This is a genomic window from Streptomyces sp. NPDC041122 (assembly GCF_055592445.1).
This window is the reverse complement of the sequence record NZ_JBVIYQ010000002.1, coordinates 973,800-991,038: the sequence shown is the minus strand read 5'-3', so window position 1 is coordinate 991,038 and position 17,239 is coordinate 973,800. Positions and strand designations below refer to the sequence as shown.

The following is a 17,239-nucleotide window of genomic DNA, read 5'->3' as shown; positions in this document are numbered from 1 at the left end:
TGCGCGGACCCGCCGTTCCCCGGACGGAGACCCCGGAACCTCGCTCAGCCGACCACGCCCTGCTCGACCAGGAGTCGGGCCGCCGTGGCGATCGACTGCGCGTCGATGCCCGCGGCGTGCAGCTGTTCCTCGGGGGACGCCGAGCCCGGCATCGAGCGGACCGCCAGCCGTGCCAGGCGCGGCACCGGCCTGCCGTCGGTGAACGCGTCGAGCACCGCGTCGCCGAGTCCGCCCTGTTCGCGGTGGTCCTCGACCGTCAGCAGGCAGCCGGTCCGCTCGGCCGCCTCCCGCAGGGTCTCGCGGTCGACCGGCTTGACCGAGTACAGGTCGATGACGCGCACCGGGATGCCCTCGTCGGCGAGAGCGTCGGCCGCCGCGAGCGCCTCGTGGACGGTCACGCCCGCGGCCACCACGGTCAGCCGGTCCGCGTCACCGGAGCGCAGCACCTTGGAGCCGCCGATCGGGAACTCCTCGTCGGGGCCGTAGAGGACGGGCGCGTCCCCGCGCGACGTACGCAGGTAGCGGATTCCTTCGAGCCCGGCCATCTGTGCGACGAGCTGACCCGTCTGGTGGGCGTCGCACGGGTAGAGGACCGTGGAGCCGTGCACCGCGCGGAAGAGCGCGAGGTCCTCGAGGCCCATCTGGGACGGGCCGTCCTGACCGATCGCGACGCCCGCGTGGGAGCCGACCAGGTTGATGTCGGCGCCGCTCACCGCCGCCATCCGCACGAAGTCGTGGGCGCGGGTGAGGAACGCCGCGAACGTCGACGCGTACGGCACCCAGCCGCGCGCCGCCAACCCCACGGAGACGGCGACCAGTTGCTGTTCGGCGATGTAGCACTCGAAGTACCGGTCGGGGTGCTCCTTGGCGAAGTACTCCGTGCGGGTCGAGTCGCCGACCTCGCCGTCCAGCGCCACGACGTCGCCGCGGGCGGTGCCGAGCGCGGCGAGCGCCCGGCCGAAGGCGTCCCGGGTCGCGACCTCCTCGCCCAGCTCGTATCGGGGCAGTTCGAGGTGGCCGCTGCGCACCGTGTGCGGCGCCCGCGCCTCCGCCGGCTTCCGTACCTCCACGCGTACGTCGCGCACACCGCCCAGCTCCTCGACGGCCGCCTCGGCGTCCGGCAGCGGCTTGCCGTGCAGGCCCTCGCGGTTCTCCACGGAGGCGACGCCCTTGCCCTTGACGGTGCGGGCGAGGATCACGGTGGGTTGGCCGCTGGTGGAGGCCGCCTCCTGGCAGGCCCGGTCGATGTCGTCGACGTCGTGTCCGTCGGTCTCGACGACGTGCCAGCCGAAGGCCTTGAAGCGGTCGGCGTAGGCGCTCAGCTGCCACTCGTGGCGGGTCGGGCCGCGCTGGCCGAGGCGGTTGACGTCGACGATCGCGATGAGGTTGTCGAGGTGCTCGTACCCGGCGTGCTCGGCGGCCTCCCAGACGGAGCCCTCGGCGAGTTCGCTGTCGCCGCACAGCACCCAGACGCGGTACGGGATCCGTTCGAGCCGCTTGCCGGACAGGGCCATGCCGACGCCGACGGGCAGCCCCTGTCCGAGCGAGCCGGTGGCGACCTCCACCCAGGGCAGAGCGCGCGGCGTGGGGTGCCCCTGCAGCCGGCTGCCCTGCTCGCGGAAGGTGAGCAGCTCCTCGTCGGTGAGCGCGCCGGCCGCCTTGTACGCGGCGTAGAGCAGCGGCGACGCGTGGCCCTTGGAGAGGATGAAGCGGTCGTTGCCGGGGTGGTCGGGACGGTCGAAGTCGTACTGGAGGTGGTGGCCGAGCAGCACCGCCATCAGGTCGGCGGCGGACATCGAGGACGTGGGGTGGCCGGAGCCGGCGGCCGCCGCGGCCCGTACGGAGTCGACCCGCAGCTGCCGGGCGAGGGCGTCCAGGTCTTCACGGTTGAGGGGCATGAGGGTCCTCCTTGGACTGCGGAGTGTGGGCTTGCGGGGGTCGGGGGGCCGGGGGGCGGGGTGCGGTGGGGGCTCGACGGGTTGGCGGGGATCGGGGGTCGGGGTCGGGCGGGGGTCGAGGGTGCGGGGGTCGGTGTGCGGGCTGCCGGCTGTGGGCCGGGCCGTCGGCTACGAGCGGCGGACCGCCCTGGGGCGCACTTCGAGCTTCGGGCCTCGGGCGACCGCACGGCGCGCGACGCTCCGGCCCGGCGGGTCGGACCCCCCGCGTGCCCCTGCGCGACGGGCGCCAAACTCCCATTCCGGACAGGTCGCCCCGAGCGGTGCGCCCCTGTCGGGCGGCGCGCGGAAGGCGCCTGACGGCACGTGTGACGGCGGGTGCCGGGCGGACGGAGGGTGCCGGGCGGACGGCGGGGGCCCTGACGGCACACGCCGCGTGGCGTCCGGGAGAAAGTGCCGCGTGGCCGCAGGGCCACGGCCGTTTGCTCCCGCGTCGCGGGGTTACCCGCAGTTTTATCCGGCAAGCATCCGGCAAGCTCCACCCCCCGCCGCGGAGGTGCACCCCCATGCCCGAGTACGGATATTTCCTGTCGACCGAGGAGTTCGGTCCCGCCGACCTCGTCGAGCAGGCCCGAATGGCCGAGCAGGCCGGGTTCCAGGCGCTGTGGATCTCCGACCACTACCACCCGTGGAACGCGGCGCAGGGCCAGAGCCCGTTCGTCTGGTCGGTGATCGGCGCGCTCACCGAGGCGGTCTCGCTGCCCGTGCAGACGGCGGTGACCTGCCCATCGGTCCGCATGCACCCGGCGGTCGTGGCGCAGGCCGCGGCGACGAGCGCGGTGATGACGGGCGGCCGGTTCCGGCTCGGGGTCGGTACGGGCGAGGCCCTCAACGAGCATGTCGTCGGCGGCCCCTGGCCCCCGGCCCACCGGCGCCTGGAGATGCTGGAGGAGGCGATCCAGATCATCCGGAACCTCTTCACCGGCGAGGAGGTCAACCACCACGGGACGCACTACACGGTCGAGAACGCCCGCCTGTACACCGTGCCGGACGAGCCCGTCCCCATCGACATCTCGGGGTTCGGCCCCAAGGCGACGGCGCTCGCGGCACGGGTCGGGGACGGGTTCATCACCATGACGCCCGACGAGACGCTCGTCTCGCACTACCGCAAGGGCGGCGGGGGCGGGAAGCCGGTCAGCGGCGGCCTCAAGGTCTGTCACGGGCTCGACCGCGAGGAGGCGGTGCGCCGGGCCCGCGAGGTGTGGGGCAACCAGCTGCTGCCGGGCGAGCTGGGTCAACTCCTGCCCACGCCACGCCACTTCGAGCAGGCGATGCCGCTGGTCACCGACGCCATGGCCGCCTCGTCCTTCACGTGCGGCGACGATGTCGACGAGCACGTCGGGGCGCTCACCGCGTTCGCCGACGCCGGGTTCGACCGCGTGTACGTGAGCCAGATCGGTCCCGACCAGCGGGGCTTCTTCGACTTCTACCGTACGAAGGTGCTGCCGCAGGTACAGGGTGCGGCGCCCGCGTCCCCCGGTGACGGCGTACTCCGCTGACGCCCCCGCGCGCACCGCTTCCCCGCGTACCCCCTCTCCCCCGCCCGTCGCAGCTCGCGCCCCGGCCCTAGGAAAGATGCGATGAAGCACGAAGTCCCCATCCAGCGGCCCTCGGTCTCCGCGTACACCGTGCCCGCGGACGGCCCCGAGGCCGACGGCACCTTCGCCTGGGACACCACGACCATCGTCGTCGTCGAGATCACGGCGGGCGACGCGACGGGGACCGGCTGGACCTACGCCCCCGCCGCCGTTGCCGCCCTGGTCGACGAGCAACTCACCCCGGCGATCAGGGGACTTGACGTCCTCGACATCCCCGCCGCGCACGACGCGATGACGAAGGCGGTGCGCAACACCGGCCGCCCCGGCGCCGCCGGCTGCGCGATCTCCGCGGTCGACATCGCCCTGTGGGACCTCAAGGCCCGCCTCCTCGAACTCCCCCTCGTCCGGCTCCTCGGGGCCGCCCGCAACGAGGTCCCCGTCTACGGAAGCGGCGGCTTCACCACGTATCACGACACGCATCTGGCGGCGCAGCTGAACGGCTGGGTGCACGGGCAGCACATTCCGCGCGTCAAGATCAAGATCGGGGAGGCCTGGGGCCGGGCGGTGGCCCGCGACGTGTCGCGCGTGCGCACCGCGCGCGACGTGATCGGCCCGCAGGCAGAGCTGTACGTCGACGCGAACGGCGGCTACACGCGCAAGCAGGCGGTACGGGTGGGCGGGGCGCTCGCCGAGTACGGCGTGGGCTGGTTCGAGGAGCCGGTCTCCTCGGACGACCTGCGGGGCCTCGCGCAGGTCAGGGACGCGCTGGTGTGCGACGTCACGGCCGGCGAGTACGGCCACGACCTGCCGTACTTCGCCCGCATGATCCCCTCCGTGGACTGCCTCCAGGTGGACGCGACGCGCTGCGGCGGCATCACGGAGTGGCTGCGCGCGGCGGCCCTCGCCCAGTCGCACGGCCTGGAGGTCTCGGCGCACTGCGCGCCGCACGCGCATGCCGCGGTCGCCGCGTGCGTGCCGAATCTGCGGCACATCGAGTGGTTCCACGACCATGTGCGGATCGAGTCGATGTTCTTCGACGGCGCGCTCGACCCGACCGGCGGCGTGGTCCGCCCGGACGGCGGCATCGGGCACGGTCTGCGGCTGCGCATCGACGAGGTGGAGGAGTTCCGGGTCGCGTGAGATGGGGAGTTGGGGTACGGGAGGGGGAGGCGAGGGCGGGCGTCGGCGTCGGCGTCGGCGTGAAGGTGGCCGTGGGTGAGGGCGTGCGCGTCCGGCCCGCAGATATCGTTCGCGCGGGGGCGCGGCGCCCTGACACGCTCGTTCCATGGACGAACCGTCGCGGACAGGGAACAGCGCGTACGACCGCGCCGAGGTCCTTCTGATCGGGGGCCGTTCCGGGGTCGGCAAGTCCTCGGTCGGCCTGGAGGTCGCGGCGCAGTTGCGGGCGGCGGACGTCGGCCACGCCCTCATCGAGGGCGACCTCCTCGACGCGGTCCACCCGCCGCCCCGGGGCGACCCGCACCGCTCGCGGATCACGGAGCGCAACCTCGCGGCGATCTGGGCCAACTACCGTGCGCTCGGCTGCCGTCGGCTCGTCCACACGAACACGGCGAGCGTGTTCCCCGACGAGGCGGACCTGTTCGTACGGGCCCTGGACGGGCCACGTATCGTCCGCGTCCTGTTGACCGCGTCGGACGCGACGGCGGAGCGGCGCCTCGTCGCCCGCGAGCGGGGCTCCGAGCTCGAACAGCAGGTGCGCCGCAGCGCGTTGACGGCCCGTCGCCTGGACGAGTACGCGGCGCCCGACGCCCACCGCATCGCCACGGACGACCGCGACGTACGGGACATCGCGGCGGAGGTGGTGCGGGTGACGGGGTGGGGCGGGTGACCGGGTGGCGCGGTGACGGGATGGGGCGGGTGACGGGGTGGCGCTGACGCCCAGCCCATGGCACGCGCGGAAGGGGCCCGCCGCGACGGGGGAAACGCGGCGGGCCCCTACGGACCGAATGCCCGGCATCCGGGGCCTCGTAACCAGCCCGTTCCTGAAGGTTGCGGCCCGCGCCGGATGGGGCGAGAGTTCCGACCGTCCCGGCAGCAGGTGGGGTTACGTCCGACGCGAGGCCGGGGCGCGACCCTCGCGGGACGAGACGGAACTTGCACGCTCCCGGCGCACGAGCCCGAAGCGCGGACCTCGTAGTGCGACACGGGGATCGCGGCCGTCCCGGCGCAAGGCCGGGATCACAGCCCCGCGGCGCCAAGCCGACGCCTGCCCCCCCCTCGGAGCGAGGAGAGTTGCCGACCCGCCCGGCCCGCCCGGCCCGCTCTCAGGCCTCCCGGCGCGGAGCGGTCTCCCCCTCCGGCGTGGGGGCCGGGACCGTGGGCGGCATGGGCGGGGGTGCGGGTACGCCGGCGCCGTCCGGGGCCGTGAGTCCGCCCGGCGGGGTGAGGCCGGGCTCCGGGAGCGGGCCGGTGGCGGGCGGCGCGGCCGGGACCGCCGCGTCCCGTCCGGGCCCGTGGCCCTGGCGTGCCGCGTTGCGCAGCAGGACCGCCGCGCCGCCCAGCGCGGCACCCATGATGAGCGCCGCCGCCCAGGCGGGCAGCCCCAGGTCGATGACGAGGCCGAGTCCGAGCGCGACCGCGGCGCCCGCGTAGAGCGCGGCGGCGCCGGACGCAGCGTAGAGCGTGGCCTTCCGCCGCTGCTTCCTGGTCTGCTCGCGCAGCTCTTCCCGCAGCTCGGCACGGATCGTCCGGACCAGTTCGTCGGTCAGGCCCTTGTCGAGGCCGCTCAGTGTCTTCTCGGGACCAGTCATGGCGGCCGGGTACCCGGAGCAGGGGACGCTTAACGGCAGACGCCCAGGTAGCGCCGCCGACCCGCACGCCCCGGCATCCGGGGTGCTTCGCCACCGGCGGCCTACTCCGGCCTCACCGCCCTCGCCGGACTCACCAGCCCCGCCCTCCTCACCAGCCTCGCCACCCCCATGTGACGCAGGCCACACCATGGCAAGGTGAACGCCTGGGTAGGCGGCGCGTGATCGCTCGGGTTCGCACCCGGGAAGCACCATCGGAAACACGGAGGTATCCATGTCCTCGAAGCGACGTCGCAAGAAGAAGGCCCGCCGCAAGAACGGCGCGAACCACGGCAGCCGTCCCCAGTCCTGACGGCGGGCACGACCACCGGAGGGCGGCACCGAACGGTGCCGCCCTCCGACGTGCCTGCCCGCGACGGGAGTTGACGGGCAGCGGGACCGAGAACCTTCTCGCCGGAGGCGGTGGCGGGCGAGCGGGCAATCATGAAATCGTTGCGGAGCCGGTGGCAGGTCGGAGAGGTGAGGGCGTTCCATCATGGAGATCCTGGGAACCACGCTGCGGATCTGCGTCGAGGACCTGGAGTCCTCGGTCGCGTTCTACGAACGGCTTGCGGGCGGGAAGGCCATGCGCTTCGAGCGCGGCGGCGTCTCCGTCGCGGCGGTCGGCTGCTTCCTCCTGATGAGCGGTCCCGAGCACGAGCTGGAGGTGCTCCGCAAGGTCTCCGCGACCATCGCGGTCGAGGACGTCGACGAGGCGTACACCGTCCTCGACGCCTCCGGCGCACGCATCATCGCGGGCCCGGTGCCGACCCCTGCCGGTCGCAACCTCATCGCGATGCACCCGGACGGCGCCGTCTTCGAGTACGTGGACCGACGCGTCGTCGACAGCTGAGCCACCGCCCGTCCCGCCCCGCCCCGCCCCGTATCCTCCACGGCGGGGCGAGCGAGCTCCCCGGACCCGCGGGCCCGGGACCAGCGGAGGACGGTGCACGTGGCGGGCAGCACGACGAGTGGCGCGGCGAGTGACGCGACGAACGGCACGGCGGACGGCGCCGCAGCCGCCACCGAGCGGGACACCGCCGGGGTGAACGCCGCCGCCCAGGGCAACGCCGCCGAGCGCGGCAGCGCCGAGCGGACCTCGCTGAGCGCCCAGGCCCGCGAGGCCATCCGCGGCCGCATCGTCGACCGCCGCTACGCCCTCGGCTCGCGCCTGGTGGAGCGGGAGGTCGCCGAGGAGCTGCGGATGTCCCGCGTCCCGGTCCGCGAGGCGCTGCGCTCGCTGGTCGCCGAGGGCCTGCTCGAACTGCTGCCGCACAGCGGCGTCCGCGTCCGCCGCCTGGAGCGCGACGACGTGCGCCATCTGTACGAGGTGTGGGAACCCCTCGCCGTCCAGGCCTCCCGGCTCGCGGCGCGGCGGGTGGCGAGCGCCGCGCCGGACGAGCCGCGGGAGCTCGCCGCGCTCCGGGACACGCTCGGCCACGCCGAACAGGCCTCGGACGCGGACGACGGCGCGCGCGAGGTGGCCGCGCACACCGCCTTCCACGAGGGCATCGTCGCCCTCTCCGGCAACCCGCTGCTCGCCCGCACGATGGAGCAGCTGAGCTGGCAGCTCCAGCTCCTGTTCGGGATGCGGGCCGAACCGGACCACATGCGGGCCCAGCACCGGCTCATCTACCGCCGGATCGCGGCGGGCGACGAGGACACCGCGGCGGCCGGCACGCTGCTGCACGTGCGGGACAGCCAGGCGGTGGCCCTCCGCTCGCTCTTCGAGGCGGTCAGGCCGCCGTCGTGATCTTCCACAGGTGGCCGTCGGGGTCGCTGAAGTACCCGAAGTAGCCGCCCCACTGGGTGGCGGCCGGCTCCTTGAGGACCGTGGCGCCCGCGGCCCGAGCCGCGCTCACCGTCTCGTCCACCTCGTCCCGCGAACCGGCGATGAAGTGCAGGGAGGTGCCCCGGAATCCGGAGCCCTCCGCGGGCACACCCGCGTCCTTCGCCGCGGCCTCCCACGGGTACAGGGCGAGCATCGGGGACCCCTCTCCCAGGCGGCACCGCACGAATCCGGCGTACTCCTGGTCGAGTGCGCACCCGAGCCCCTCGACGTAGAACTTCTTGGCGCGCTCCAGGTCCTCGACGCCCAGCATGACGGCGTTCATGTGCAGTGCCATGACTTCTCCTCAGGTCGGTACCGTCACGCTATAGCCGCTGATTTCGTCGTGCTTCTCCATTACTGACCGGTCCCCGATGACCGGTTTTCGTATACCAATACCCGGCCTCCACCACCCCTTGGCTGCCTTTCCTTGCGCACGAGCCCCTCTTGGTATACAAACTGGCGGACGCGTTCCCTCCGCTCCCCAGGAGTCACTCGATGTGCGTCGAGAACACCCCACCGCCCCCGTCCCGCCTCACCCGCCGAGGGGTCCTCGCCGGCGCCGCGGCACTCGCGGGCACCACGGCGGTCCTGTCCACAGCGGCACCGTCCACGGCGGCCCCGGGCACAGCGGCACCGTCCGCCGCCGGTGGTGGCGACCTGGTCATCGAAGGCGGCACCCTGCTCGACCCCGCGACCGGTGAGGTCACCGAGGACGCCGTCGTCGTCATCGCCGGCGGCGTCGTCCGCGCGGCCGGCCGCAGGGGCCGCACCCGGGCCCCCGAGGGTGCCGCGGTCCTCGCGGCACACGGCCGATGGATCGTGCCGGGGCTCGTCGAGTCGCACATCCACCTCAACACCGCGGCCGAGGCGCGGGACGCCGTCCGCCGGGGCGCGACCACCGCCCGCAGCGGCTCGACCAACTTCTACCAGGACATCGCCGTACGGGAGTTGGCCCGCCGCGAGCCGCGCCTGGCCCCCCGTCTGCGCGCCGCCGGCATCTTCGTCACACCCGACCTGGGCGACACCGTGCTGGCCGACCCCGACCTCACCGCACTGGCCGGACTCCGTGACGGCGTGCGCTCGCCCGAGGCACTGCGCCGGGTCGTCGAGATCAACCTCGCCCGGGGCGCCGACGTCATCAAGACCCGCGTCAACGAACGCGCAGGGCTCCCCGAACAGGACCCGCTGGCCCAGGTGTACGACCGCGAGCAGCTGTCCGCCGTGGTCGCGGCGGCGCGGCGCGGCGGCAAGGGCGTGCTCTGCCACAGCTACAGCGAGAAGGGCTGCCACGACGCGGTCATGGCGGGCGTGCGCTCACTGGAGCACGGCGCCTACGTCGGCGAGCACACGCTGCGCGAAATGCGGCGCAGGGGAACGTACTTCACGCCGACCCTCACCGCCATCGCCGGGCTCGTCGACTCCGACGACCCGGTGCTCGCCGAGCGCGGCCGCACCTATCTGCCGGTCCTGGAGCGCGCGGTGCTCGCCGCCCACGAGCTGGGCGTGCCGCTGGCCGCGGGCACGGACTCCTCGGGCGGGAAGATCGAACCCATCGGGCGCGAGGTGGAGTTGATGCGCGGTGCGGGCCTGCCCGCGCTCGACGCGATCCGCACGGCGACCACGGGCGCGGCGCGTCTGCTGGGCCTGGAAGGCCGGGTGGGCCGGCTCGCGCCCGGCTTCGCCGGTGACGCGCTGCTCGTGGACGGCGACCCGCTGAACGACGTGTCGGTCCTCAAGAGGCCCGTACGCGTGGTGCGTTCGGGCCACACCGTCTGAACCGCCCCGACCGCTTTCCCCCTCCGCCCCGAAGGAGCCCCATGACGCCCCTCTCCCGCCGCGGCATGCTCACCGGCGCCGCCGCCCTGGCCGGCACCGGATCCGCCCTCCCGTCCGGCCCCGCAGCGGCCGCCTCCGACACCCTCGGCTCCGGCGCCCCCGCCGACCGGCACCGCGCCAAGGCCGTGGTCTTCCGTGACGTACGCCCGCTCGGCGCCACGAAGGCCGTGGACCTCACGGTGGTCGACGGGCGGATATCGGACCGCCCCGCGCCCAAGGGCGCCGACGTCGTCGAGGGCGGTGGGCGCATCGCGCTGCCCTCCCTCGTGGACGCGCACATCCACCCCGACAAGACCACCTGGGGCGGCCCCTGGGTGACGCGGAAACCGGCGAGCGGCATCGCCGACTACGCCGCCCAGGACGTGGAGTTGTTCAGGAGCCAGGCACGGCCGGTCGGCGAGCGCGCCCACGGTCTGATGGCGCACGCCGTGACCCGCGGCACCCGCGCCATGCGGGCCCACGCGGACGTGGCCCCGGCCTACGACCTGGCGTGCCTCGAAGGCGTCGCCCACGCACGCGACCGGCTGCGGCACGCGCTGGACGTGCAGATCGTGGCGTTCCCGCAGCACGGCGTGGTCCGCGCGCCGGGCACCGCGGAGCTCCTGGAGGAGGCGGCCCGCTCCGGTCTCGCCGACTTCGTCGGCGGCATCGACCCGATCAGCTTCGACCACGCGATGGACGAGCAGCTCGACCTGGTCTTCGGCCTCGCCGACCGGCACGGGGTCGGCGTCGACATCCACCTGCACGACCGGGACGAGAAGGGCACCGAGGTGCTGCGGGCGATCATCGACCGCACCCGCGCGCTGTCCCTGCGCGGCAAGGTCACGGTGAGCCATGTGTTCTGTCTGCCGAACCTGCCCGACGCCGAGCTGGGCCGGATGGCGGCGGACCTGGGCGAGCTGGACATCTCCTTGACGACGGTCGCGCCGAACGAGTCCCTGGTGCTGCCCATCGCGAAGCTGCGCGAGCACGGCGTGCGCGTCGGGCTCGGTTCCGACGGCGTGCGCGACGCGTGGAGCCCGTTCGGCGACGCGGACATGCTGCACCGGGCGCACATCCTCGGCTGGGTCACCGACGTCCGCCTCGACGAGGAACTGGCCGACTGCTATCGGGTGGGCGCCCACGGCGGCGCCGACGTCATGGGCCTGCGCCACGCCGACTTCACACCGGGCGCCCCGGCCGACTTCGTCCTGGTGCGCGGCGAGTGCCTGCCCCAGGTGGTCGTCGACATGCCGCGGCGGGACATGGTGGTGCACGGCGGCCGGGTCGTGGCGCGCGACGGCGAACTGGTGTGACAGCCCGGGGGCGGTCCACGCCGGGCCGCCCCCCTCCCCCCGGGTCTCAGCTCTCCTCCGGCCGCATCCTGAAGTCGTAGCGCGCCGGCACCTCCTCGCCGGTCGCCGCCGACCACAGCTCGCCCAGGGTCTCCGCGCCCTCGCGCAGGTCCGCCACCTCGAAGCCGGACTCGAAGACGGCCCGCACCCCCGCCATATCGCCCTCCGCATAGCGGAGTTGGGCCTCCAGGAGGCGGAAGCGGCCCTCCGTGCGGGTCGTCTCGCCGAGGCGGGCCCAGACGGCGCGGGCCGCCTCCGTGCGCTCCGCCGCGAGCAGCGCGGTGATCGCCTCGCGGGCGAGCGCGGCCGTGGCCGCCGTCCAGACGGGCCCGTCGTCGCGCCGCTCCTGGCACAGGTCGTCGAAGGCCTCCGTGTACCGGTCGGCGGCCCGCTCCGCGTTGCCCTCCGCGCGGTCGGCGACGGCGAGGCACCGCAGCAACGGCCAGCGTGACGGCGCCAGTTCGAGGCCGCGCTCCCAGCTGCGGACGGCCTGCGCACGGTCGCCCGCGTGCCACTGCGCGATGCCCAGGTGGTACTCGGCGAGCGGGCGCGCGGGCGCCGTCTCCAGCATGTCCCGCCAGTGCGGGGCGACCAGGGTCGGTCCCGGTGGGACGACCTTGCGCGGCTCGGGGACGGCCCCCGTACGCAGCAGCTCCAGCCACGGCGTCTGTTCGGGGCCGAGGGTGGACTCGGGGAAGGGCGTGCCGGACAACTTGTGTTCGGCGCGCAGGACTTCGAGCGCGCCCCACCCCGAGCCGACGGCGAGCACCTCGCCCGGCTCGGTGTCCGCGGCGGTCAGCCACGCCTCGTAGGCGGCGTCGACGGCCTCGCGGGGCAGCGCGTCGGCGAGCCGGGCGGCGACCTCCTCGCGCGCCCCCGCCCAGTCGCCGTGCACCCGGTCCGCGGGGGCGGACAGCGGCCCGTACGACTCCAGCCAGCTGAACTCGGCCTCGGCGTCCAGGCGTACGTGCTCCAGCTGGGTGCGGGCGAGGCCCGACTGGATCTCCGCGTAACCGCCGGTGCCCGGCTCGGTGAGCCACTCCTGCCAGCGCCGCCCGCCGGTGCCGGTGCCCCAGAGGAAGAGCTTGCGGCCGCGCGGCAGGTCCGTGGAGGTCTGGACGAGGCCGTGCCCGGCGTCGTCGAGCGCGGCGATCCAGCGGCGGTCCCCGTCGGGCACGTCGTAGAAGTAGTCGGCGGGGTACTTGCTGCGCTCCGGGTAGGTCCGGTCGACGCCCTCGAACTCGGGGACCGGCACCTTGCGCAGCCCACCGGTGTACGCGAAGCGCCAGGCCTCGTCGGCCGGGGCGAGCACCCTGCGCTGCTCGGGCACCGCGATGTTCGACCACCAGTAGACGGGCGCGGACCTCTCGTGCGGATTGCGGACGCGGACGCCGACGTGCAGGAAGTCGGAGCCCTCCGGAAGCCACAGGTCGACCTGGAAGGGCAGGTCGCGCAGCCGCTCCCACTCCCACAGACGCAGCATCTCGCCGCCGTCGGGCGCGGTCACGCGGGCGGCGTGGACGGGTGCGCAGGACAGCGTGGTGTGGCCGGTGGCGCCGATGTTCCACTCGATGCCGCCGGAGATCCACGCGCCGTTGAGCGCGAAGGCGGCGGGCTGCACCACGGGGTTGCGGTACAGGAGTTCACGGCCGGTCGGCTTGTGCAGGAGGGAGTGGACGCGGCCGCCGTAGCCGGGCAGGACCGTGGCGCGCAGCCGCTCGTTCTCGACGACGATCACGTCGAGCGCGGTCTCGGTGCGCTCGCGCCCGTACCCGTCGAGGACCCGGGTGGGCAGCGGGTCGCCCAACGGCTCGTACCCGAGCTGGCGCGCCATGTCGCGCGGCAGCCCCTCCTTGTCGCGCGCGTCGAGGGTGGTGTGCACGTTCCGCAGCGGCAGCAGGGGCGGCAGCGGGTTCTCGGGCCCCGGCTCGGCAGCGGGCAGGGTCAGGACGTCGCGTCGCACGGTGGTCTTCACGATCACCATGGAACACGCTCGGCGGTGCGTCGGCCAGGGGCCCCTCGGGTCAGGATTGCGCAAAGGCGGCCGGGGCCGCTCTGCCGCAGGTCAGGCCGGGGCGAGCGCCGCCACGACCACGTCGGTGAGCAGGTCGCCGGCCTTGCCGTCCGGGTCGAGGTCGGGGTCGTAGATGGTGACGTTGAGGCCGACGCAGCGCGGGGAGCGCACGAACGGCCGCAGCACATCCAGGAGTTCGTCGGCGAACAGCCCGCCCGGGTCCGGGCTGTCGACGGCCGGCATCACCGAGGGATCGAGGACGTCCGCGTCCAGATGCACCCAGAAGCCGTCGAGTTCGGGCACTTCCAGGGTCTGCGTCACGGCGCGGGCGATGTTCTCGGCGCCCCACTTCCTGAGCTCGCCGACGGTGGCGTTGGCGATCTTCAGTGCGGTGAACTCGGCGCGGTCCTCGTCTCCGTCCCGCAGTCCGAAGAGACACACGTCCTCGTCGCGCAGGTAGGGCCGCAGCCCCTCGATGTCGGTGAGGTCGTCCTGCCCCCGGCCGGTGGCGAGGGCCAGTTCCTCGCCGCCCGCGGCACCGATGCGGTCGGAGTTGCCCGGGTGGCGGAAGTCGGCGGAGCCGTCGATCGAGGCGATGCCGTACCGCCCGATGCGGCGCAGCGCGAGGGCGGCGCCCAGCTGGATCGAGCAGTCGCCGCCGAGCACGACGATGAAGTCCTCGGCGCGCACGTGGTGTTCGATGCGGTCGGCGAGCTTGCGGGTGTACGCGGCGATGGCCGCCGCGTTGAAGACGCCGTCGCCCTCCTGCCAGTCGCCCCGGTCGTAGCGCGGCGGCACCACGACGCCGCCCTCCGCGGCGCCGAGACGGCGCAGGATGCCCCGCTCCCGCAGGGCGCCGGCCAGTTTGTGGCAGCCGGGCACGGTGCCGGGGGCGGGCGGGCGCAGGCCCAGGTTGGAGGGGGCGTCGACGACCACGATATTCCGCATGCCGTCCATCCTGGGCGACGCACGCCGGGGCTTTCAACTCCGTCGCGGCGCACGCCGTGGCCGGGCAATCTCTTTTGGCGGGAAAGGAGTTGCTCGACGCCGGGCCGGTCAGTCGCGGAGGGGACTGCGGGGCATGTCCGCGGTGATCGCCCACCGTTCGTGGTCGCGCCAGGCCCCGTCGATGAAGAGGAAGTCAGGCGAGAAGCCCTCCAGGCGGAAGCCGGCCCGGCGCACCAGCGCGAGTGAAGGGCCGTTGCCGGGCTGGATGTTTGCCTCCAGGCGGTGCAGGCCGAGGTCGCCGAAGGCGTAGGCCAGGACCAGTTCGAGCCCCTCGCTCATCAGGCCCCGCCCGGCCGCGTGCGCGAACGCGCCGTATCCGAGGGTGCCGCTGCGGAAGGCGCCCCGGACGATGTTGTTGATGTTGATGAACCCGCCGACGGCACCGCTGTCGCGCTCGCACACGAGGAAGCCGGTCCGGTCGGGGTCCGCGACGAGCATCCGGGCGTACTCGCGGAAGGCGTCGTCGGTGCGGGGCGGAAAGAGCCACGGATGGTGCATCTCGCTGCTCTCCCTGGCGCGCGCGGTGAACTCGGCGGCGTCCGCGAGGGTGAGGGGGCGTATCCCCACGCGGGGGCCTTCGGCGAGAGGGATGGCGTGATCGGGCATCCGCCCACGCTACCCGCAGCCGCCGCGTGCCCCCACGCGTCCGCCGTACGCCCCCACGCGGCAGGAGCGCTCTGCCGCCCGCGCGCTCACCTGCGCCGGCGCATGAAGTAGGCGCCGCACAGCGCGCCGATCAGACCGGTGCCGAGCAGCGCCATCCAGAGCGGCATCGTCACCTCGGGGATCAGCAGCCGGATCTTGGTGCTGCGGGTGTTCTCGAAGATGAAGACGAGGGTGAGGACGGCGATGACGGCGACGACCACCCTGCCGGGTGTCACCAGGCCGGTGCCCGAGCCGCCCTGGCTGCCGCCCGTGGAGGTGTTGGGGCTCATGGTGGGGACCCTTCCGTCGGAGGTGCGCCTCCCCCGCTCCCCAGCATGGGCAGCCGGGGAGCGGAGCGCGCGGTGGGGGTGGCTCCGGGGCGGGCGGATGGGCCGAACGGGTGAGCTCAGGGGCGACCCGGTGAGGTCAGGGGCGGACGACCGGCAGGTCGAGGACGCCGGTGTCGTCGGGGGCGCTGGTGACCGTCACCGGCTTGACGCCCTTGTTCCCGCCGTACGCCCCGTCGCTCGCGGCCACCACGAACTGCAACCGGTGCCCCTTCTCGTAACGGTGCACGAGCCCCGGCAGTGAGACCGTGAAGGGCCGGGTGACGTCCGGCACCCGCACCGGTGCGACCAGGCGGTGGACGAGGGTCTTGGTGCCGTCGGGCGCGACGTCGTACAGCTTGGCGAAGAGGACGAGCTTGTCGGCCGCGTCACCGGAGTGCTGCACGCGCTCGGTCCTCGGCGAGATGACCTTCAGGGTCGCCTTCGGCGAGCCGACGACGTCGACGGGGTCGGTGAAGGGCTCGGTCGTCCAGTCGAGGTAGGTGCCCTTGGTGTCGTGCGGGGCCGGGTCGGGCAGGCCGAGCAGGCCGGCGAGCGAGGACTCCGAGTGGCTGGTGGGGATGAGCCAGTTGCGGTACTCGCGGCTGCCGCGCGTCACCTTCTCGCGGCGGTCGACGAGCTTTCCGTCGCCGGAGAGGTACAGCCTGCGGCTGAGGGCGGGGAGCCGGTCGGCGGTGGCGTAGGTCTGGCCGGGGTCGGTGATCCAGTCGCGGTAGTAGGCGAAGTCGGGTCCGGTATCGGCGTCCTTCCTGCCGTGCAGGTAGCGGTCGAACCAGGCGAGGATCCGCTTGCCGACGTAGGAGGTCTCCAGGTTGCCCTGGCCCATGTTCAGCTCACCGGCCGCCGGGTCGCTGACGCCGCCGCTGTGACCCGCGGACTGCCAGATCATCTTGGCCGTGGTGCCCTGCGCCTTGAGCGTCCGGTACGTCGCGGCGGCCTCGTCGAGGTTGAAGAGGCTGTCGGCCTGGCCCTGGACGAGCAGGGTCGGTGTCTTGACCTTGTTCAGGTACGAGACGGGGGAGACGCCGCGTGCGAACTTCTGCAGGGCCTCGGTCTTGTCGGCCGGATAGCGGCCGGAGTTGAGGGTGCGGATGGTCTCGCAGGCCCGGGTGACGAAGTGCAGGCAGCCGAGGCGGTTGACGCGGGAGGGGTCGAGGTCCGGAACGAGGAGCGGCTGGCCCTCGCCGATGAGGTAGAAGCCGTTCATCCACTGCCACTTGGCCGCGCCGGGGACGTCGCGGTCGGCGGCGTTGTTCGGGTCGAGGGAGTACGCGAGGTCGTGCCAGGTGATCATCGGGACGAGGGCGTCGACCCGGTGGTCCACGGCGGCCGTCGCCAGCTGGACGGCACCCCCGTAGGAGCCGCCGATCATGCCGACCCGCGGGTCGCCCTCGGCGTCGGCGGCGACGTAGTCGGCCTTCGTGCCGTCGTCGGCGGCCCGTTCGCCGCCGAGGAAGTCGACGAGCCCGGCCGCCGCCCTGCCGTCGATCTCCGGGTCGTCGAGGGAGATCAGGCACCCGGACTTGCCGAAGCCGAGGCCGGAGTAGACGAGCGACACATAGCCGCGCCCGGCGAACGCCTTGCCGATGGCCGCCGTACCGCCGTCGTCCTTGCTGCCGCCGAAGCCGTTGGTGGCGAGCACGGCGGGCGCCCGGTGGGCGGCGTCGACCTCGGCGGGCCGGTACAGGTCGGCGTCGATCGTGCAGCTCCTGCCGCCCGCCTGGACGGTGAACTTCAGCGCGGTGACGGTGTACTGGCCGCTCGCGCCGGCCGGGGCCGGGCCGGTGAGCGCGAGCGGCGCGGCGAGCGCCGCCGCGGTGGCGAGGGTCAGGGCACGGCGACGGGACAAGGGGACCTCCACGCTGAGGACGGCCGACGACCGGCGACTACCAGCCGGTAAGTACCGGCCGGACGTCATGGTGTG

At 73.9% G+C, this 17,239-nt stretch carries 16 protein-coding genes; 8 read left to right on the top strand and 8 right to left on the bottom strand.

Annotation, left to right across the window (positions count from 1 at the left end; all coding sequences use genetic code 11):
* Nucleotides 1-44: 44 nt before the first annotated feature.
* Complete coding sequence (locus ACZ6B8_RS10620) at nt 45-1,898, bottom strand: transketolase (protein ID WP_471606960.1); 1,854 nt, start codon at nt 1,896-1,898, stop codon at nt 45-47.
* A gap of 563 nt (nt 1,899-2,461) precedes the next feature.
* On the opposite strand from ACZ6B8_RS10620, the gene ACZ6B8_RS10615 reads away from it, so the two are divergent.
* The 3 genes from ACZ6B8_RS10615 (at nt 2,462) to ACZ6B8_RS10605 (ending at nt 5,342) form a co-directional block, all read left to right on the top strand.
* The gene (locus ACZ6B8_RS10615; RefSeq protein WP_471073203.1) at nt 2,462-3,454 is read left to right on the top strand and encodes a TIGR03557 family F420-dependent LLM class oxidoreductase; all 993 of its coding nucleotides are present in this window, start codon (nt 2,462-2,464) and stop codon (nt 3,452-3,454) included.
* Nucleotides 3,455-3,535: 81 nt separating this feature from the next.
* Nucleotides 3,536-4,633 (top strand): enolase C-terminal domain-like protein, encoded by a 1,098-nt coding sequence (locus ACZ6B8_RS10610; protein ID WP_471606959.1) that lies wholly within the window; start codon nt 3,536-3,538, stop codon nt 4,631-4,633.
* 145 nt (nt 4,634-4,778) lie between these two features.
* Nucleotides 4,779-5,342 (top strand): nucleoside/nucleotide kinase family protein, encoded by a 564-nt coding sequence (locus ACZ6B8_RS10605; RefSeq protein ID WP_471606958.1) that lies wholly within the window; start codon nt 4,779-4,781, stop codon nt 5,340-5,342.
* A gap of 436 nt (nt 5,343-5,778) precedes the next feature.
* Here ACZ6B8_RS10605 and ACZ6B8_RS10600 read toward each other — a convergent pair whose 3' ends face one another.
* Nucleotides 5,779-6,264, bottom strand: a complete 486-nt coding sequence (locus ACZ6B8_RS10600; protein WP_471606957.1) for a phage holin family protein — start codon at nt 6,262-6,264, stop codon at nt 5,779-5,781.
* Between the two features lie 271 nt (nt 6,265-6,535).
* On the opposite strand from ACZ6B8_RS10600, the gene ACZ6B8_RS10595 reads away from it, so the two are divergent.
* From ACZ6B8_RS10595 to ACZ6B8_RS10585, 3 genes are all read left to right on the top strand, one after another.
* Entirely contained in the window at nt 6,536-6,613 is a 78-nt protein-coding gene (locus tag ACZ6B8_RS10595) for a 50S ribosomal protein bL37 (protein WP_370443954.1), read from the top strand.
* A gap of 183 nt (nt 6,614-6,796) precedes the next feature.
* Nucleotides 6,797-7,153 carry a VOC family protein gene (locus ACZ6B8_RS10590; protein WP_471606956.1) on the top strand — a complete coding sequence of 119 codons (357 nt, stop codon included), beginning with the start codon at nt 6,797-6,799 and terminating at the stop codon, nt 7,151-7,153.
* A 192-nt stretch (nt 7,154-7,345) separates the two neighbouring features.
* Nucleotides 7,346-8,053 (top strand): GntR family transcriptional regulator, encoded by a 708-nt coding sequence (locus ACZ6B8_RS10585; RefSeq protein ID WP_471607190.1) that lies wholly within the window; start codon nt 7,346-7,348, stop codon nt 8,051-8,053.
* Here the strand turns inward: ACZ6B8_RS10585 and ACZ6B8_RS10580 are convergent.
* On the bottom strand, nt 8,037-8,426 hold the full coding sequence (locus ACZ6B8_RS10580; RefSeq protein ID WP_471606955.1) for a VOC family protein: 390 nt from the start codon (nt 8,424-8,426) through the stop codon (nt 8,037-8,039). The two genes, ACZ6B8_RS10585 and ACZ6B8_RS10580, sit on opposite strands and share 17 nt — an antisense overlap.
* A gap of 200 nt (nt 8,427-8,626) precedes the next feature.
* Here ACZ6B8_RS10580 and ACZ6B8_RS10575 point away from each other — a divergent pair, with 200 nt between their 5' ends.
* The gene (locus tag ACZ6B8_RS10575; protein ID WP_471073220.1) at nt 8,627-9,907 is read left to right on the top strand and encodes an amidohydrolase family protein; all 1,281 of its coding nucleotides are present in this window, start codon (nt 8,627-8,629) and stop codon (nt 9,905-9,907) included.
* Between the two features lie 41 nt (nt 9,908-9,948).
* A complete protein-coding gene (locus tag ACZ6B8_RS10570) occupies nt 9,949-11,262 on the top strand; it encodes an amidohydrolase (RefSeq protein ID WP_471606954.1) in 1,314 nt (437 codons plus the stop codon).
* A 46-nt stretch (nt 11,263-11,308) separates the two neighbouring features.
* Here the strand turns inward: ACZ6B8_RS10570 and ACZ6B8_RS10565 are convergent, their stop codons facing one another.
* The 5 genes from ACZ6B8_RS10565 to ACZ6B8_RS10545 form a co-directional block, all read right to left on the bottom strand.
* A complete protein-coding gene (locus ACZ6B8_RS10565; protein WP_471606953.1) occupies nt 11,309-13,285 on the bottom strand; it encodes a DUF5107 domain-containing protein in 1,977 nt (658 codons plus the stop codon).
* Between the two features lie 81 nt (nt 13,286-13,366).
* Complete coding sequence (locus ACZ6B8_RS10560; protein ID WP_471073229.1) at nt 13,367-14,263, bottom strand: arginase family protein; 897 nt, start codon at nt 14,261-14,263, stop codon at nt 13,367-13,369.
* 108 nt (nt 14,264-14,371) lie between these two features.
* Entirely contained in the window at nt 14,372-14,929 is a 558-nt protein-coding gene (locus ACZ6B8_RS10555; RefSeq protein WP_471073232.1) for a GNAT family N-acetyltransferase, read from the bottom strand.
* Nucleotides 14,930-15,015: 86 nt separating this feature from the next.
* On the bottom strand, nt 15,016-15,258 hold the full coding sequence (locus tag ACZ6B8_RS10550) for a LapA family protein (protein WP_471073235.1): 243 nt from the start codon (nt 15,256-15,258) through the stop codon (nt 15,016-15,018).
* Between the two features lie 136 nt (nt 15,259-15,394).
* Nucleotides 15,395-17,233, bottom strand: a complete 1,839-nt coding sequence (locus ACZ6B8_RS10545) for a CocE/NonD family hydrolase (RefSeq protein ID WP_471606952.1) — start codon at nt 17,231-17,233, stop codon at nt 15,395-15,397.
* Nucleotides 17,234-17,239: the final 6 nt, after the last annotated feature.

Coding starts and splice junctions, on each gene's coding strand:
- ACZ6B8_RS10620 (WP_471606960.1), bottom strand. CDS start 1,898: ATGCCCCTCAACCGTGAAGACCTGGACGCCCTCGCCCGGCAGCTGCGG.
- ACZ6B8_RS10615 (WP_471073203.1), top strand. CDS start 2,462: ATGCCCGAGTACGGATATTTCCTGTCGACCGAGGAGTTCGGTCCCGCC.
- ACZ6B8_RS10610 (WP_471606959.1), top strand. CDS start 3,536: ATGAAGCACGAAGTCCCCATCCAGCGGCCCTCGGTCTCCGCGTACACC.
- ACZ6B8_RS10605 (WP_471606958.1), top strand. CDS start 4,779: ATGGACGAACCGTCGCGGACAGGGAACAGCGCGTACGACCGCGCCGAG.
- ACZ6B8_RS10600 (WP_471606957.1), bottom strand. CDS start 6,264: ATGACTGGTCCCGAGAAGACACTGAGCGGCCTCGACAAGGGCCTGACC.
- ACZ6B8_RS10595 (WP_370443954.1), top strand. CDS start 6,536: ATGTCCTCGAAGCGACGTCGCAAGAAGAAGGCCCGCCGCAAGAACGGC.
- ACZ6B8_RS10590 (WP_471606956.1), top strand. CDS start 6,797: ATGGAGATCCTGGGAACCACGCTGCGGATCTGCGTCGAGGACCTGGAG.
- ACZ6B8_RS10580 (WP_471606955.1), bottom strand. CDS start 8,426: ATGGCACTGCACATGAACGCCGTCATGCTGGGCGTCGAGGACCTGGAG.
- ACZ6B8_RS10575 (WP_471073220.1), top strand. CDS start 8,627: ATGTGCGTCGAGAACACCCCACCGCCCCCGTCCCGCCTCACCCGCCGA.
- ACZ6B8_RS10570 (WP_471606954.1), top strand. CDS start 9,949: ATGACGCCCCTCTCCCGCCGCGGCATGCTCACCGGCGCCGCCGCCCTG.
- ACZ6B8_RS10565 (WP_471606953.1), bottom strand. CDS start 13,285: ATGGTGATCGTGAAGACCACCGTGCGACGCGACGTCCTGACCCTGCCC.
- ACZ6B8_RS10560 (WP_471073229.1), bottom strand. CDS start 14,263: ATGCGGAATATCGTGGTCGTCGACGCCCCCTCCAACCTGGGCCTGCGC.
- ACZ6B8_RS10555 (WP_471073232.1), bottom strand. CDS start 14,929: ATGCCCGATCACGCCATCCCTCTCGCCGAAGGCCCCCGCGTGGGGATA.
- ACZ6B8_RS10550 (WP_471073235.1), bottom strand. CDS start 15,258: ATGAGCCCCAACACCTCCACGGGCGGCAGCCAGGGCGGCTCGGGCACC.
- ACZ6B8_RS10545 (WP_471606952.1), bottom strand. CDS start 17,233: ATGACGTCCGGCCGGTACTTACCGGCTGGTAGTCGCCGGTCGTCGGCC.